A 16644-nucleotide genomic window follows, 5' to 3' on the forward strand; every position below is an offset into this window, starting at 1 on the left:
CGTCCCGGCCGCCGCAGCGGCCAAGGCACCGGAAGCGGCCAAGGGCACGCCGGCCAAGGTCACCGTGCTGGACAAGCCGGAGAAGGAAAAGCCCGCCGCCGAACCGGCCAAGGCCGAAAAGCCCGCTCCTGCAGCCGCCAAGGCTGAAGCCGCCGACGAAGGCGCCGTCACCAAGGCCGTGCAGAACTGGGCAGCCGCCTGGTCGCGCAAGGACGTGAAGGGCTATCTCTCCTTCTATGCCCCCGATTTCCAGGCCCCCGGCGGCAACCGCAAGGCCTGGGAGAAGGAACGGGCCAGCCGTATCGACAAGCCCGGCAAGCTGCAGGTATCGGTCGAGGACATCAAGGTCAGCCAGAACGGCGACAAGGCCACGGTGCGCTTCAAACAGAATTACACCTCCGCCACACTCAAATCCTCCGCCGCCAAGACCCTTGTGCTGCAGCGTAGCGGTGGCAAATGGCTGATCCAGCAGGAAAAAGTAGGTAGCTGATGTCCTTGATGTACACCCGGGGCAACTCCGGCCGGCGCTTCCGCCGCACCGTAGTTGCCCTGATCGTTTTGGTTGCCGCCGGCGCCGCCTGGAAGGCCAATGCCCTGTGGCGCTACAAGCACGGCAACGGCAGCAGCGAGGCCGATCTATCCCTGCCGGCCGACGGCGCCACCTATTCCGATTCCGGCGCCGGCCTGCAAGGCCCGGAGCCCATGCTGGCGCGCATTTTCGACGAGATCGAACGCAACCGCCTGGACAAGGCCCTGGTCCTCACCGACACCCTGCTGGAGCGCTTTCCCAAGTTCCGCCTGGGCCACCTGATCAAGGGCGACCTGCTGCTGGCCCGTACCCGGCCCCTGGAAACCTTCGGCAACGCCCCCGGCGCCCCCCAGGACAAGCTGGCGGACCTGCGGGCCGAGGCCATGGTGCGTCTGCGTGGCTACAAGGACAAACCCCAGGCCGACGCGGTGCCCCGCTACCTGATGCAGATGGTGCCGGAGCAGAAATACGCGGTAGTGGTGGACACCCAGAAGTCCCGGCTCTACCTCTACGAGAACGACCTGAAGGCCGGCCGCCCCCGCTTTGTCGCCGACTACTACATCACCCAGGGCAAGCTGGGCGCCGAGAAATTCCGCGAAGGCGACAAGAAGACCCCCATCGGCGTCTACCACGTCACCTCCAGCCTGCCCCGGGAGAAGCTGGCCGACCTCTACGGCAGCGGCGCCTTCCCCATCAACTACCCCAACGAGTGGGACAAGCAGCAGGGCCGCAACGGCCACGGCATCTGGCTGCACGGCACCCCCTCGGACACCTTCTCCCGCCCGCCCCGGGCCTCCGACGGCTGCGTCGTGCTGGCCAATCCGGACCTGGATGCCCTGGCCAAGAACCTGCAGGTGGGCCTGACCCCGGTGATCATCAGCAATTCCGTGGAATGGCTGTCCCTGGACGACTGGAACAAGGAACGGAACGAACTGAACAAGAAGATCGACGCCTGGCGGACCGACTGGGAGAGCAAGGATGTGGACAAGTTCCTCTCCCACTACTCCGCCAGCTTCAAGAACGGCCAGCAGAACCTGGCGGATTTCGCCCAGCAGAAGCGCCAGGTCAACGCCAGCAAGGAATGGATCAAGGTCAAGCTGACCGGCATGTCCATGTTCCGCGCCCCGGACAAGGAAGACTACGTGGTGGTCACCTTCGAACAGGACTACCGCAGCAACAACCTCAACAACCAGATGAAGAAACGCCAATACTGGGTGCGGGAAAACGGCACCTGGAAAATCATCTACGAAGGAGCCGCCTGATGTTCAAATCCCTGCACCGCGCCGCCGCCGGCCTGCTGCTGGCCCTGGTCGCCCCCCTGGTCCTGGCAGCCAATCCCCAGGTGGAAATCCAGACCAACCAGGGGCGCATCGTCCTCGAGCTGTATGCGGACAAGGCGCCCAAGACCGTGGACAACTTCCTGCAATACACCAAGGACGGCTTCTACGACGGCACCATTTTCCACCGGGTCATCGACGGCTTCATGATCCAGGGCGGCGGCTTCACCCCGGACATGACCCAGAAGGCCACCCGGCCGCCCATCGAGAACGAGGCCAAGAACGGCCTGAAGAACGACATCGGCACCATCGCCATGGCCCGCACCAACAATCCCCACTCCGCCACGGCCCAGTTCTTCATCAACCTGGTGGACAACCGCAACCTGGACTACCCCTCCTTCGACGGCTGGGGCTACACCGTCTTCGGCAAGGTGCGCGAAGGCATCGACGTGGTGAAGAAGATCGGCCAGGTGCGCACCGGCAACCAGGGCGGGCACCAGAACGTCCCCGCCTCCCCGGTGGTGATCCAGTCCGTCAAGCTGCTCCCGGAAAAGAAATAAACCCGGCGGGCCCGTCCCGCCGCCCTCACCCCCGGCCCCTCGTTGCGAGGGCGAGGGGCAATTCGGGCGTCGCCAGCGGCGGCGCCCACCCAGCATCGAAAGGCAAGCTCATGATCAAACTGCACACCAACTTCGGCGTCATCGGCCTGGAACTGGATGCCGAAAAGGCCCCGGAAACCGTGAAGAACTTCATTTCCTACGTGGAAGCCGGCCACTACGACAACACCATCTTCCACCGGGTCATCAACGGCTTCATGATCCAGGGCGGCGGCTTCGAGCCCGGCATGAAGCAGAAGGACACCCAGGCCCCGATCAAGAATGAGGCCGACAACGGCCTGAAGAACGACGTCTACACCATCGCCATGGCCCGCACCAACGATCCCCATTCCGCCACGGCCCAGTTCTTCATCAACGTCAAGAACAACGACTTCCTCAACCACACCTCCCCCTCCGCCAGCGGCTGGGGCTACTGCGTCTTCGGCAAGGTGGTCGAAGGCACCGAGGTGGTGGATCAGATCAAGGGCGTCAAGACCGGCCGCAGCGGCTTCCACCAGGACGTGCCGGTGGAAGACGTGATCATCGAACGCGCTGAAGTCGTCTAAGCAGCCCGCCGTACCGGGGCGCGAGCCATCATCACACCCTCGCGCCCCATGCTCTACTTCATCTCCGACCTCCACCTCTCGCCGGCAGTCCCGGGCATCACCGCCCTCTTCCTCGACTTCCTGGCCTCCCTGCCCGGCCGCCAGGCCAGCAGCCTCTACATCCTCGGCGACTTCTTCGACCACTGGGTCGGCGACGACGACTGCACCGATCCCTACAACGCCCGCATCATCGCCGCCCTGCGCCAGGCCGCCGACCAGGGCATCGAACTCAATCTGCTGCACGGCAACCGGGACTTCCTCCTGGGTCAGGACTTCGCCACCGCCGCCGGCCTGCGCCTGCTGCCCGACCCCTATGTGCTGTCCGTGGTCACCTGGCAGTTTGTACTTAGCCACGGCGACATCCTGTGCACCGACGACAGGGACTACCAGGACTTCCGCACCCAGGTGCGCGGTGCGGCCTGGCAGGGCGAGTTCCTGGCCAAGCCCCTGGCGGAACGCAAGGCCATCGCCGCCGCCCTGCGCCAGCGCTCCGAAGCCATCAAGGCGGAAAAGCGGGACGGCGCCGACTACCTGATGGACGTCAACGCCGCCACGGTGGAAGACTTCCTGCGCGACAACGGCTACGCCACCCTGATCCACGGCCACACCCACCGCCCGAACCGCCACGACCACATCGTGGACGGCATCCATTGCGAGCGCTGGGTCCTCGCCGACTGGCGCCAGGACGCCAGCCGGGCCTGGGGCGACTGCCTGGTGTGGGACGGCGAGACCCTGCAGCGGGAAAGCCTGCAACGTCCCCTGGCCTGACCTGCCACGGGGCGGCCTGCGTAATAACCACAAGCCCCTCGGGGTTGACCAAAGCGCCCATCCCCCGTAAATTCAACTCCGCGATCCCACGAAGGGGAGTAGCTGAACCGCCGGAAGTCGTCAGTACGGGAATGAAAGTTCCCCGGCCCGGTGGGTGGTTCCAGAGGCGCAACATCCAGAGCGCCGACGCAACCCAAGCGAGACCTTTGCCGCCAACGGCAAAGGTTTTTTGCGTTTACGGGCGGCGAGGATCGGTTAATCTCGATCTTATGCAAAAGGAACCGTCATGAAAAAGCTGCTCTCGCTCCTCTTCTTCAAGCTCCGTCTGGCCCTCCTGGCCGGCATCGGCCGCTTCGTCATCCTCCCCATTTTCAAGGCCCTCTTCTCAACCATTGTCCGCCGCCTGGCGCGCCAGGCCGACGCCGTGCGCCGCGCCCAGGCAGAAGCGGAACCGGCCTTCGCGCCGGCCTACGCCCGGGCCTCCAGCGCTCCCCGCCAGCCCGTCACCCTGAACGGGGAATGGCGCCGCATCGACCCGGCCGGCGACCGCCGGCAGAACTGGTAAGGAGGCGCCATGGCTGAAAGCATCGGCAACCTGTGGTGGTGGGTCGGCTTTGCCGTCTTCGTCGTCGTCGCCATCGTGGTGGACCTGGTGGCCCTGGAAAAAAAGGGAGGCCGGGCCGTTACCGCCCGCCAGGCCCTGGCCTGGTCGGCCCTGTGGGTAAGCCTGGCCCTCATTTTCTGCGCCATCCTGTGGGGCTGGCTGGACCACAGCGTGGGCAGGGAAGTGGCCAACCTGAAGGCCACCGAGTTCCTCACCGGCTACCTGATCGAGAAATCCCTGTCGGTGGACAACATCTTCGTCTTCCTGATGATCTTCACCGCCTTCGTGGTACCGGCGGAGCAGCAGAAGAAGGCCCTCATCGTCGGCGTCATCCTGGCCGTGGTGCTGCGGGCCGTCATGATCCTCATCGGCGCCTGGCTGATTTCCCAGTTCAGCTGGATCCTCTACGTCTTCGGCGCCTTCCTGCTCGTCACCGGCATCAAGATGGCCCTGCCCGGCGAACATGAGCCGGACATCGAACAGAATCCGGTGCTCAAGTGGATGCGCGGCCACCTGAAGATCCTGCCCCAGTACGATGGCGACCGGCTGTCGGTGTGGAAGGACGGGGTGCGCTGGTTCACGCCCCTGTTCGTGGTGGTGGTGCTGATCGGGGTCACCGACGTGATCTTCGCCGTGGATTCCATTCCGGCCATTTTCGCCGTGACCACGGACCCCTTCATCGTCATGACCTCCAACATCTTCGCCATCCTCGGCCTGCGGGCCCTGTACTTCCTGCTGGCGGACATGGCCTCCCGCTTCCACCTGCTCAAGTACGGCCTGGCGGCGGTGCTCTGCTTCATCGGCGTGAAGATGCTGATCGTCAAGTGGTTCCACATCCCGGTGTTCGTCTCCCTGGGCGCCGTGGCCGGCATCCTGGCGGTCTCCATCGTCGCCTCCCTGCTGCGGCCGGAGCAAGCCACGGCCGGGAACCGGTAGCAGGAGGGGCCTGGCTAGGCGTGCCGCCGCAGGCAGTACACGGAGTACGGCAAGGCGGCACAACGACGCCAGGCACCTGCTGATGCCGGTTCCCCCCATGGGCCGTGAGATAATCGCGGCCCATGGAAACCAACACCCACACCGCCGCCCTGGAAATCCTGCACCGGGTTTTCGGCTACACCGCCTTCCGCGGCAGCCAGGGCGACATCGTCGGCCACGTGGCCGACGGCGGCGACGCCCTGGTGCTGATGCCCACCGGCGGCGGCAAATCCCTCTGCTACCAGATTCCCGCCCTGCTGCGCCACGGCTGCGGCGTGGTCATCTCGCCCCTGATCGCCCTGATGCAGGACCAGGTGGACGCCCTCACCCAGCTCGGCGTCAAGGCGGCCTACCTCAATTCCACCCTGGACTGGCAGCAGGTACAGGAAGTGGAGCGGCGCGTCCTCCGCGGCGACCTGGACCTGCTCTACGTCGCCCCGGAACGCCTGCTCACCGACCGCTGCCTCTCCCTGCTGGACAAGCTGGAAGAGGACAAGCGCCTGGCCCTCTTCGCCATCGACGAAGCCCACTGCGTCTCCCAGTGGGGCCACGACTTCCGCCCCGAATACCTGCAGCTCTCGGCCCTGCACAACCGCTACCCGGATGTGCCCCGCATCGCCCTCACCGCCACCGCCGACACGGCCACCCGGGAAGAAATGCGGGTACGCCTGGGGCTGACCGAAGCCCGGGTCTTCGTCGCCAGCTTCGACCGGCCCAACATCCGCTACCTCATCGTCGAGAAAGACAACCCCCGCAAGCAGCTGCTCGGCTTCCTCGCCAACCATAAAGGCGAGGCCGGCATCGTCTACTGCCTGTCGCGCAAGAAGGTGGAAGAGACCGCCGCCTGGCTCACCAGCCAGGGCATTCCCGCCCTGCCCTACCACGCCGGCCTGCCGGCCGAGGTGCGGGCCGGCAACCAGCGCACCTTCCTGCGGGAAGAAGGCATCACCATGGTGGCCACCATCGCCTTCGGCATGGGCATCGACAAGCCCGACGTGCGCTTCGTCGCCCACCTGGACCTGCCCAAGAGCCTGGAAGCCTACTACCAGGAAACGGGCCGGGCCGGCCGCGACGGCGAACCGGCCGAAGCCTGGATGGCCTACGGTTTGCAGGACGTGGTGCTGCAACGCTCCCGCATCGAGGATTCCGTCGCCCCGGAAGAACAGAAGCGCCTGGAAGCCCAGAAACTCAACGCCCTCCTGGCCTACGCCGAATCCCCCCGCTGCCGCCGGGTGGTGCTGCTCGACTACTTCGGCGAAGCCAGCGAGCCTTGCAACAACTGCGACGTCTGCCTCACCCCGCCGGAACTGTGGGACGGCACCGTGGCCGCCCAGAAGGCCCTCTCCGTGGTCTATCGCACCGGCCAGCGCTTCGGCGTGGTGCACCTCATCGACGTGCTGCGGGGCAAGGTCAGCGACAAGGTCAAGCAGTGGGGCCACGACGCCCTGCCCACCTTCGGCGTCGGCGCCGACCTGGACGACGGGGCCTGGCGCGCCGTCTTCCGCCAGCTGGTGGCCGGCGGCATGCTCACCGCCGATCTGGCTGAACACGGCGCCATGAAGCTCACCGATGCCGCCCGCCCGGTGCTGAGAGGCGAACAGACCCTGCAGATGCGCCGCCACGTCGCCCGCAAGGGTGGCAGCAGCAAGAGCCGCAGCGAGCGGGCGCCGACCAAGCTGGACGACATGACCCTGGAAGACCAGTCCCTCTTCGAAGACCTGCGCCAGTGGCGCGCCGCCACCGCCAAGGAACAGGGCGTGCCGGCCTACGTCATCCTGCACGACAAGACCTTGAAGGAACTGGCGGAAGAACGGCCCACCACCCGGGACCAGCTGATGAACATCTCCGGCATGGGCACCGCCAAGCTGGAACGCTACGGCGACGACCTGCTGGGCATCATCCGGGCAGCCTGAGCCGTCCGGGTGGCGGCGATGGATTCAAACGCTACTGCCCGATGAGGCAATAGGGACGCCACTCTTCGGCATGGCAAGGCCGGGAGCAGCGTCCAGCCTGCCTTCCAGGCCATCTCACATCCAGCAACGAGATCGACACTCCCTAGGCGTTCCAGGAAGGTAAGGGGCGCTCACGGCAGCCATATACCACATCATTGCCCCCCCCCCAGCCAAGCCCTCCGTCCCTTCCGCCAACCGGTTTGACAGGGGCAAAGGGCACCTCTAGGCTGACGACATTCGCATATCACCGAATGCCGCATCAGCCATGCAGAGCCCAATGGTGATCGCGGCAAAGGATACCGCCCTCATGGAAATCGTCCTGACGATCGTTGCCGTTGCCATTCCGCTCTGGCTGAATGTTTGGGCTACCCGGATGATCTTGCAGGATGCCCTCTCGGAGCGCCCCCAGAAGATCGCCCAGTTTCTGCTGGTATGGCTGTTGCCCCTGCTCGGAGCAATCGTCGTCCTGGCCGTCCATCGAAAGGAAGAAAAGGGGCCCGGTGTATATCCCGCCGAGAAAGACCTGAACAACGACCTTCCCGCTTCAAGCGGCCCTATCCGTTCCATGAGGGAGGTATTGGACGATGACTGAGCAAGTGGCCCACTCCGGTAGAAGATACCGGATTCAGCCATGGCTTCTGCGAACCCGTTTTAGTTTTCTGATTTAGTCAGCAGGTACCCTTGGAAAACATATATCTATCCGCCCCCCTAAAAATTGGACTTGCGTATGCCACAGAAGAATACAAGCAACTGGCAGAACTACATTCCGATGACCAAATTTACGACGTCAAACCCAAAGAAGACCAGTTGAAGTGTGCCCTTTACCGGGCGTTTGCCGAAAGAGGCTATCTGGTCCATGTGGAAGCAAGCTACGAGCGCAACGGCGAAGAGTGCGATCTGTTGGCGAGCAAATCAGGGGAGGCTACCATCGCCATTGAAATCAAGACCGCCTGGGCAGGACAGGGTTGGACTAACAAACCCAAGGAGCAGGCTGCATCTTGGCGAAAAGACATTGAAAAGCTGAACACTCTTCGACACGGCAACACAGCGAAGGCAGATGAGGGTTATTTCATCCTTTGCTTTGCCTACGAGAAAGGCTCCCAGGGTGAACAGGCTGTGCGGCGTGAATTAAGTGAACTGGACACCAACAATTGCATGGATAGCTTTTCCATTTGTAACTGGAACGGCCTCAATGCGATTGACCTCTACGCCGTTCGAATTTACTAATACGTTGCCCGTGTTCGCCGAATGACAAGCTATTCAAACCGTCAGGCCGGCACCCCACTCGGCCACAAAGTCCGCCTGGAACTGCCGCAGCCATTGCAGCCGTTCCTCCCCCAGGCGGCGACCTGCCGCCGTCTGCATGGTGGCCGGCAGGGTCGCCAGCTTCACCTCGATGTGGTCCAGGGCGTAGGCCTTGTCGTCCAGCTCCCGCGCGGCCCCCAGCGGGTCGCCGGCATGGGCCAGGACTGAGCCCAGACGCCCCGCCGTGTAGAAGAGCCGGGCCAATCCCACCGCTCCCAAAGCATCCAGCCGGTCCGCATCCTGGACGATCTTGGCTTCGATGGTGGTGGGCGCGATGCCCGCCGAAAAGCTGTGGGCCGCGATGGCGTGGGCCACGGCGGCCAGTTTCTCTGCCGGAAAACCCGCTTCCCTGAGTTTTGCCACCGCCAGCTCCGCCGCCAGGGTCGAAGCCCGGGCCCGGTCTGCATGGTTCTTCGGCAGATTGACCAGATCGTGCAGATAGCAGGCCGCCATCACCACCAGGGCATCGGCCTCGGCATGGTCCTGCAGCAGGATCTGGGCGGTCTGCCAGACCCGGTGCAGGTGGTTGAGGTCGTGGGCGCCGTCATCATGGGTATCGGCGGAAAGCAGCGATACAAGAGTTGATCGCCATTGAGTCAAGTCATGGCCACACATAAGCCGACTTAGACACTCTCACCTTCGAAATAATCGGAATCGATTCGTTTCAACTCAAATCTACTGACAGGTGAAACACCAACATTATGATCGACCATCAATTTGGCTAAGTACTCGCCGGTAATCAGAATAATTTTCGAGGAAATCACCCCGGCGTATTCCTCCGCTTCTTTAGAAAAGCTGGAGGTAGTAATGAACACGCCCTTATTTGCGCGCTGCCCTTGAAGTGCTCCAGCGAATTTTTGTATCTCCGGTCGGCCTACCGTACCTTCCCAGCGCTTTGCCTGAACGTAAATGACATCCAAACCCAACTTGTCTTCTTTGATGATTCCGTCAATACCACCGTCACCGCTGCGTCCGATGGCCCTTCCGGCATCCTGACGAGAACCGCCATACCCCATCGCAACTAGCAGATCGATTACAAGACGTTCAAAAAATGCAGGAGAGGATGACTTGACCTGCTCAAGAAGCTCGCCCTCTAGATTGGTACGTAGCCTCTGATAAGCCTGGGAAAAAAGTTCCTCTGGTGTCGATTCAGGCACTGAAACAAGATGCTCTGCTTTGGGCACCGCATTAATCGACTGTTCATTAGGCTTATCGTCATTTCGACGGAGTTTGAAAGCCAAGTACTCGGGAAATTGCTCGAGGGTCGAATTGTCAATGCGGCTGGGGTTGGTTGAAAGCAACTGCAATCCCCGCTGGGTGATAGAAAATATTCCCCGCTTCCGAGACTCCAGCAAGGCAGCCTGTTTTAAGTAGGTTCTCGCCCACCCAACTCTGTTGTCGAACATTGGGGCTGTTCCACTAGGGAGCATTGTTCCCCGTTCCTCATCCGTCAGAGTAAATTCAGCAGCCAGTTGCTCAATGGCATCTCTAAGTCGATGCTCTTGCTGGTCGCCGGCAAGCATCAGCAGAGGAAGCATCAGGGTCTGGTAATCAGGAATGGGCATGTTCTTTTTTATATAACGGCCAAGAAACGACCTGCTCTTCGAAAGGAAAATGAACCAACATTATGCAAGACTCATTGGGGCCCATGCATGAAGCACTCAGCTTTTGTTCAACTGGCCCCCTGCATCTCCCCCATCAACGCCCCATGCCAGGCCAGCTCGTCTGCTGCCAGGTCCGGGTCCCGATACTGGCGCAGGGTCTGGACGATGACGCCGTCGCCGCGGAATTTGTACTGGGTGTCCATCAGCAGCACGTCCAGGGGCTCCGGGTTCACCGTGACGTAGCAGAGGTTGTCCGGCAGGGCCGGTTCTGCCGTCTTGCCGGCGGCCCGGGCGGCGATTTCCTTGGCGACGATGCGGCCCATGCGGTTGGCCACGTGGCCGCTCTTGGGGTAGTGGCCGAACAGGGGCGAGACGGCGCCGACGGCGTCGCCGATGACGAAGATGCGCTCGTCGGCCCGGCTCTGCAGGCTGGTGCCGCGCACCTGGGCCCAGCCGGTGTTCTTGCCGCCGCTCTTGTCACCATCGTCCGGCCCCACCAGACCGGCCTGCCAGGCGATGTCGCCGGCCTGCTGGGGCGGCATGAGGATGGCCTCGTCCCAGCCGAATTCGCCGGCGGCGGTGACGATGCGGCGGGCGCCCAGGTCCACCCGGCGCACCAGGGCGTGGGGCACGTAGTGGATCTGGTCCTTGAAGTATTCGTTGAAGACCTTGGCGTAGCCCGGGTTGGGCGGGTTGGCATCGAGCAGGGTGATGCGGGCGGGAATCTGGTTCCGCTGGAAGTGCCGGGCCAGCAGCACGGCCCGCTCGAAGGGGGCCGGCGGGCAGCGGTAGGGATAGGGCGGCACGGTCATCAGCAGGTCGCCACCCTTGAAGGCGCCCAGCCGGGCCTTGAGGGCGGCGAATTCGGGTCCGGCGGTGTAGGCCGGGGCATGGCGGCTGCGGGCCAGGGCCGCGGCCTCCCGACCGGCGGCATCGTCGCCGAACCAGGGGCCGTAGTCGTGGCGGATGCCGGGGGAGAGGATCAGCCAGTCGTACTCCAGGGGCCCCTGGTTGGTCAGCACCTGGCGCCGGTCCCGGTCCACGCCGCTGACTTCGGCCTGGAGGAAGGTGTAGCCGAGGCGGCCGGCCACCTGGCGGTAGTCGAAGCTCAGGGCGGCGCCATCCGCCTGGCCCACCAGCCAGTGGTTGCTGCGGGGGCAGGACCAGAAGGCGGGCAGCCGTTCCAGCAGTTCCACTTCCAGCTGGGGTGCCTCCTGGCGCAGATGGCGGGCGGCGGCAAGGCCGCCCCAGCCGCCGCCGACGATGAGCACCCGGCCGCCCTTGCCCGGGACGGTTGCGGGGGCAGCGGCCCGCGCCAGGGGCATGGCGCCGAGGGCGCCCAGGGCGGCGGTGGCAGTGAGGAAGTGACGGCGGCTCGGCTTCATGGCTCGTGATCGCAACGGGAAAGCGCCAGTCTAGCCAAGGACGCCGCCGGGCGACCTGACGCGCATCAATTCACGGCCCTTGCTCCCGGGCGACGGCAGCGGTAAAACCGGACCATGGAATTTGAAAGCAAGCACCGGAGTGCGCCAGGGCCGGCCGCCGCCTAAGCTGGCCCCGTCGCCTTGCCGGAGCATCCCCATGAAAAACGCTACCCACGCCCAATCCGCCCCCAACCTGCCCGCCGCCAAGCCTGGCAAGACGGCCACCGGTACCGCTGCCAGCGCCGCGGCAATCACCGCCGACCCGCGCTGGGCGGCCCTCTGCGCCCGGGACCCGGCGGCAGAAGGCCGGTTCGTCTACGCCGTGCGCAGCACCGGCATCTACTGCCGCCCCGGCTGCCCCTCCCGCCGCCCCAAACCGGAGAACGTGCAGTTCTTCGCCGACAGGGAGGCCGCAGCCGCAGCCGGTTTCCGTCCCTGCCGCCGCTGCCGGCCGGAGGAGGCGCCCCTGGCCCAGCGCCAGGCCGCCGTGGTGGCCGATCTGTGCCGCTTCATCGAGGCCGCCGAGACGCCCCCTACCCTGGCCCAACTGGCGGCCCGGGCCGGCCTCAGCCCCCACCATCTGCACCGCCTGTTCCAGACCCATACCGGCCTCACTCCCGGCGCCTATGCCAAGGCCCGGCGGGCCGAGCGCCTGCGCCAGAACCTGGCCGCCGGCCAGGGTGTGACCGAGGCCGCCTACGGCGCCGGCTACAACGCCAGCAGCCGCCTCTACAGCGAGGCCGGACGGGTGCTGGGCATGACGCCGGGGCGCTTCCGCCAGGGCGGCGCTGCCGAGGAAATCCGCTTCGCCGTGGCCCAAACCTCCCTCGGCGCCCTGCTGGCGGCCCGCAGCGCCCGGGGACTATGCGCCATCCTGCTGGGGGACGATCCCCTGGCCCTGGTGGCGGACCTGCAGGCCCGTTTTCCCAAGGCCCGGCTGATCGGCAGCGGGCCGGAGGAGGAAGGACAAACGGCAGGTGCAGCGGACAACGGCAACTTCGCCGCCTGGGTCGCCCAGGTGGTGGGCCTGGTGGAAGCCCCCCGGCTGGGACTGGCCCTGCCCCTCGATCTCCAGGGCACTGCCTTCCAGCGCCGCGTCTGGCAAGCCTTGCAGGCCATCCCCCCCGGGGAGACCCGCAGCTACACCGAAATCGCCCGGGACCTGGGCCTGCCCAAAGCCGTGCGCGCCGTGGCCGCCGCCTGTGCCGCCAATCCCCTGGCCGTGGCCGTGCCCTGCCACCGGGTGGTGCGCAGCGACGGCAACCTGGCCGGCTACCGCTGGGGCCTGGAACGCAAGGCCGCCCTGCAGCAGCGGGAACGGCAGCAGGCGGAAAATCCCGCCGCCAGCGCGGCACCACCCCACATCAAGGCAGCACCATGAGCGGCACTTTGGACCTCTTTGCCGACCTGCCGCCCCCGCCGCCCCACGCCGAACGGCTGGGGCCGGGCACGGTGCTGCTGCACGGCTACGCCCTGGAGCGGGCGCCGGCACTGATCGCGGCAGTGGAACGCATCATTGCCGCCTCCCCCTGGCGCCAGATGATTACCCCCGGCGGCCAGACCATGGTCGTGAGCATGAGCAACTGCGGCCCCCTGGGCTGGATCTCGGACCGCAGGGGCTACCGCTACGTCCCCCTCGACCCCTTGAGCGGCCAGCCCTGGCCGCCCCTGCCGCCCCTGCTGCTGCAACTGGCCGCCGCGGCCGCCGCGGCCGCCGGCTTTCCCGGTTTCGTCCCCGATGCCTGCCTGATCAACCGCTACGCCCCCGGCACCCGCCTCTCCCTGCACCAGGACCGGGACGAGGAGGACTTCTCCCAGCCCATCGTCTCCCTTTCCCTGGGCCTGCCGGCGGTGTTCCTCCTCGGTGGTGCCAGCCGCAACGACAAGACGGTGAAAATTCCCCTGCTGCACGGCGACGTGCTGGTGTGGGGCGGGCCGGACCGGCTGCGCTTCCACGGCGTGCAGCCAGTGAAAGACGGGAACCACGCCCTCACCGGCCCCTGCCGCCTCAACCTGACCCTGCGCCGGGCCCGCCGATGAAGACCAGCCTGACCCTGGCACTGCCGCCGGATTTCCGCGGCGACGACCTGCTGGCCTTCCACCGCCGCGACAGCCAGGCCCTGGCCGAGCGGGTAACGGCGCAGCGCATCGACAAGGGCCTGCTGTGGCAGGGCCGTCCCGCCTGCCTCAGCCTGGTGCTGGAAAGCCCCGGGGAGGCGGCCCTTGGCAGGGCCGGCAAGAGACAACGCAAGGCAGCCGTCACAAGAGAAGGGGCAGACCAAGCCGCAGCGGAAACCTTGGGCCCCGGCGCCCGGGTAACGGCAACCCTGGCGGTGGGCGGCGGCCCCCACCCCGCCGCTGCCGCCGTGCAGGCCCTGGTCAGCCATCTGCTGGGCCTGGGCCAGCCGGTGGCCGAGTTCGCCGCCGCCCATGGGCGCCATCCCCAGCTGGGGCCGGTCATCGCCCAACTGCCCGGCCTGCGGGTGCCCCAGACGGCGACTCCTTTCGAGGCTCTCACCTGGGCCGTCACCGGCCAGCAGATCAGCGTCGCCGCCGCCGTTTCCCTGCGTCGCCAGCTGATCCTGGCGGCGGACCTGCGCCACTCCTCCGGCCTCTACTGCTACCCCGATGCGGAAGCCCTGGCCCGGCTCGACGAAACGGACCTGCGCCAGGCCGGCTTCTCCCGCAGCAAGGCGGCGACCCTGCTGGACCTGGCCCGGGCCGTGGCGGCGGGAGAACTGGACCTGAGCTGCCCGGCGGCGGACCTGCCGGGCCTGCAGGCCGCCCTCCTGGCCCGCCGCGGCATCGGTCCGTGGACCGTCAATTACACCCTGCTGCGGGGCTTTGCCTGGCTCGACGGCTCCCTCCACGGCGACGTGGCCGTGCGCCGGGCCCTGGGCCTGCTGCTGGGCCGGACGGTGGAGGCCCGGGAAACGGAAGCCTGGCTCGAATCCTTCCGCCCCTGGCGGGCCCTGGCCGCGGCCCACCTGTGGGCCAGCCTGCGCCTGCAGGCCTGAGACGGCCCTAAGGGGCGATCAGGTAGAGGCAGAGGGAAATGGTGGCGAGGGAACCCACTGTGGTGAGCAGGATGACCCGGGCCACCATGCCCCCTTCCCGCCCGTAGAAGCTGGCCAGCATGAAGGGGCCGGTGCCCGTGGGCAGGGCGCTGAGGAGCAGGGCGGCGTGGGCCCACAGGGGCGGCAGCTGGAACACCCGGTAGGCGAGGAGCCCGGTGATGGCGGGCTGCAGCACCAGCTTGGCCAGGACCAGGCCGGCGGTGCCCGAACGCTGCCCCGCCTGGGGCTGGGCCAGGAAGGCGCCGAGGGAAACCAGGGCGCAGGGCGTGGCGGCGCCGCCGAGCAGGGTGAGGAAACGATCCAGGGCCAGGGGCAGCGCCAGGCCGGCCCCGGCCCAGGCGGCGCCGAGCAGGGGCGCCACCACCAGGGGATTGCGGGCCAGGGCCAGGCCCACCCGGGCGGCGATACGCCAGGGCGAGGGAGCCTGCTGCAGGCTGATTTCCACCAGCACGATGCCCACCGCGAAAAGGGCGCAGGCCACGATCAGGGTGGCGATGATGGCCGGCACCAGGCCCTCGTCCCCCAGCACCAGGGCGCACAGGGGAATGCCGAGGAAGCCGGTGTTGGCGTAGGCGGCGGAAAGGCCGTCGATGCTGGCGTCGGCCAGGTGGCGCAGCTGGCGCAGACGCAGCAGCACCGTCACGGCGAATACCGCGACGCAGCCGACGCAGACGGAAATGACGAAGCCCGGCTGCCACAGCTCGGCCCAGGTGGCCGTGGCGGTGGCCTTGAAGAGCAGGGAGGGCAGAGCCAGCCAGACGACGAAGCGGTTCAGCTCGAAGGAGGCCGCCTCCCCCAGGCAATGGCTGCGGCGGCCCACGTAGCCGGCCAGGATGAGGCCGAAAATGGGCAGGACGACTTGCAGGATGGCGATCATGGCGGGGCCGGGGAACCGGGGAGCGGGAACGGAGGCACCAGCTTAGGACTTCCCCATTCATACCGTCCAATGCTATATAAGTCGCACATCAATACCCTGGACGCAACGATGCTGCCGGACCTGCGCCAACTGCGTTACTTCGTCACCCTGGGCGAGACCCTGCACTTCGGCCGGGCCGCCGCCCTGCTGCACATCTCCCAGCCGCCCCTGAGCCGGCAGATCGCCGCCCTGGAGGAATCCCTGGGAGTCATGCTGTTCCAGCGCAGCTCCCGCCAGGTGGAACTGACCGTGGCCGGGCGGCATTTCCTCGCCCAGGCCCGGCGCCTGCTGGCCGACCTGGAGCAGGCGGTGCAGGGCACCCGGGCGGTGCACCGGGGCGAACAGGGCAGCCTGCGCCTGGACTTCACCATGGCCGCCGCCTGGAGCGCCCTGCCGCCCCTGATCAAGGCCTACCGCCGGGACTTCCCCCAGGTGGAGGTGCAGCTGGGGGAACTGCTGCCCCGGGAGCTGGACGATTCCCTCCTGGCCGGCCGTTGCGACGTGGGCCTGGCCTTTCCCTGGCAGCGTCCGGCGGGCCTGGAATACCTGTGCGTGCACCGGGAGCCCCTCTGCGCCGTACTGCCGGCGGGCCATCCCCTGGCGCAGGAGGAGACCGTGGCCGTGGCGGATCTGGCGGGGGAGCCCTTCATCACCTTTCCCGCCGCCACCGCCCCGGCCCTGCACGCCCTGGTGGCCGGCTGCTGCCGGGAACACGGCTTCGAACCCAAGGTCTGCCTGGAAACCCACCTGCAGCAGACCATCGTCAATCTGGTGGCCGAAGGGCTGGGGGTCTCCCTGGTGCCCCGCTCCATGGGCAAGATGCAGTTGCAGGGCGCCGCCTTCCGCCCCATCGCCGCGCCGCCCCTGGTGGAGCAGGGCATCATCTGGGCCGCCGCCAATCCCAACCCCTGCCTGCCCCACTTCCTCGCCTGCGCCCGCCAGGTGCGCCACCAGGCCGGCCTCGACTGAGGCGCCGCCGCCGCCAGGGTACAATGGCCGCCCCTGCCCACTC

The 16644-nt window shown here is 66.5% G+C and carries 18 protein-coding genes; 14 read left to right on the forward strand and 4 right to left on the reverse strand.

Annotation, left to right across the window (positions count from 1 at the left end; genetic code table 11):
- The 10 genes from AC1RTA_RS14920 to AC1RTA_RS14965 form a co-directional block, all read left to right on the forward strand.
- Positions 1–490, forward strand: a 490-nt coding sequence (locus AC1RTA_RS14920; protein WP_492785168.1) for a YybH family protein, incomplete at its 5' end; no start/stop codon positions are given.
- Positions 490–1791, forward strand: a complete 1302-nt coding sequence (locus AC1RTA_RS14925; RefSeq protein WP_130458777.1) for a L,D-transpeptidase family protein — start codon at positions 490–492, stop codon at positions 1789–1791. The genes AC1RTA_RS14920 and AC1RTA_RS14925, both read left to right, overlap by 1 nt.
- Complete coding sequence (locus AC1RTA_RS14930; protein ID WP_492785169.1) at positions 1791–2366, forward strand: peptidylprolyl isomerase; 576 nt, start codon at positions 1791–1793, stop codon at positions 2364–2366. The genes AC1RTA_RS14925 and AC1RTA_RS14930 overlap by 1 nt, the downstream gene beginning before the upstream one ends.
- Positions 2367–2476: 110 nt before the next feature.
- Positions 2477–2968, forward strand: a complete 492-nt coding sequence (locus AC1RTA_RS14935) for a peptidylprolyl isomerase (protein ID WP_014238102.1) — start codon at positions 2477–2479, stop codon at positions 2966–2968.
- Positions 2969–3016: 48 nt separating this feature from the next.
- Complete coding sequence (locus AC1RTA_RS14940) at positions 3017–3775, forward strand: UDP-2,3-diacylglucosamine diphosphatase (RefSeq protein ID WP_492785170.1); 759 nt, start codon at positions 3017–3019, stop codon at positions 3773–3775.
- A 286-nt stretch (positions 3776–4061) separates the two neighbouring features.
- Positions 4062–4340, forward strand: coding sequence for a hypothetical protein (locus tag AC1RTA_RS14945; protein WP_492785171.1), 279 nt, complete (start codon positions 4062–4064; stop codon positions 4338–4340).
- A 9-nt stretch (positions 4341–4349) separates the two neighbouring features.
- Entirely contained in the window at positions 4350–5315 is a 966-nt protein-coding gene (locus tag AC1RTA_RS14950) for a TerC family protein (protein WP_014238105.1), read from the forward strand.
- A 122-nt stretch (positions 5316–5437) separates the two neighbouring features.
- Entirely contained in the window at positions 5438–7267 is a 1830-nt protein-coding gene (recQ, locus tag AC1RTA_RS14955) for a DNA helicase RecQ (protein ID WP_492785172.1), read from the forward strand.
- Positions 7268–7613: 346 nt separating this feature from the next.
- The gene (locus AC1RTA_RS14960; protein WP_492785173.1) at positions 7614–7898 is read left to right on the forward strand and encodes a hypothetical protein; all 285 of its coding nucleotides are present in this window, start codon (positions 7614–7616) and stop codon (positions 7896–7898) included.
- Between the two features lie 89 nt (positions 7899–7987).
- On the forward strand, positions 7988–8533 hold the full coding sequence (locus tag AC1RTA_RS14965) for a hypothetical protein (protein WP_492785174.1): 546 nt from the start codon (positions 7988–7990) through the stop codon (positions 8531–8533).
- Between the two features lie 33 nt (positions 8534–8566).
- On the opposite strand, the gene AC1RTA_RS14970 is transcribed toward AC1RTA_RS14965, so the two are convergent.
- From AC1RTA_RS14970 to AC1RTA_RS14980, 3 genes are all read right to left on the reverse strand, one after another.
- Positions 8567–9211, reverse strand: a complete 645-nt coding sequence (locus AC1RTA_RS14970; protein WP_492785175.1) for an HD domain-containing protein — start codon at positions 9209–9211, stop codon at positions 8567–8569.
- Positions 9212–9234: 23 nt separating this feature from the next.
- On the reverse strand, positions 9235–10176 hold the full coding sequence (locus AC1RTA_RS14975; protein ID WP_492785176.1) for a restriction endonuclease: 942 nt from the start codon (positions 10174–10176) through the stop codon (positions 9235–9237).
- A gap of 107 nt (positions 10177–10283) precedes the next feature.
- Positions 10284–11600 carry an FAD-dependent oxidoreductase gene (locus AC1RTA_RS14980; protein WP_492785177.1) on the reverse strand — a complete coding sequence of 439 codons (1317 nt, stop codon included), beginning with the start codon at positions 11598–11600 and terminating at the stop codon, positions 10284–10286.
- A gap of 196 nt (positions 11601–11796) precedes the next feature.
- Here AC1RTA_RS14980 and ada point away from each other — a divergent pair, with 196 nt between their 5' ends.
- Genes ada through AC1RTA_RS14995 form a run of 3 tightly spaced genes read left to right on the forward strand, consistent with a single transcriptional unit; the run spans position 11797 to position 14656 of the window.
- Entirely contained in the window at positions 11797–13020 is a 1224-nt protein-coding gene (ada, locus tag AC1RTA_RS14985; protein WP_492785178.1) for a bifunctional DNA-binding transcriptional regulator/O6-methylguanine-DNA methyltransferase Ada, read from the forward strand.
- Entirely contained in the window at positions 13017–13679 is a 663-nt protein-coding gene (gene alkB, locus AC1RTA_RS14990) for a DNA oxidative demethylase AlkB (protein WP_492785179.1), read from the forward strand. Before ada ends, alkB begins: the two co-directional genes overlap by 4 nt.
- Positions 13676–14656, forward strand: a complete 981-nt coding sequence (locus tag AC1RTA_RS14995) for a DNA-3-methyladenine glycosylase 2 (RefSeq protein ID WP_492785180.1) — start codon at positions 13676–13678, stop codon at positions 14654–14656. The genes alkB and AC1RTA_RS14995 overlap by 4 nt, the downstream gene beginning before the upstream one ends.
- Before the next feature lie 7 nt (positions 14657–14663).
- On the opposite strand, the gene AC1RTA_RS15000 is transcribed toward AC1RTA_RS14995, so the two are convergent.
- Positions 14664–15593 carry an AEC family transporter gene (locus AC1RTA_RS15000; RefSeq protein ID WP_492785181.1) on the reverse strand — a complete coding sequence of 310 codons (930 nt, stop codon included), beginning with the start codon at positions 15591–15593 and terminating at the stop codon, positions 14664–14666.
- A 108-nt stretch (positions 15594–15701) separates the two neighbouring features.
- Between AC1RTA_RS15000 and AC1RTA_RS15005 the strand changes: the two genes are divergently transcribed.
- Complete coding sequence (locus AC1RTA_RS15005) at positions 15702–16601, forward strand: LysR substrate-binding domain-containing protein (RefSeq protein WP_492785182.1); 900 nt, start codon at positions 15702–15704, stop codon at positions 16599–16601.
- Positions 16602–16644 lie beyond the last annotated feature (43 nt).

The sequence above is a fragment of the Azospira sp. MPR-E4 genome (assembly GCF_058809645.1).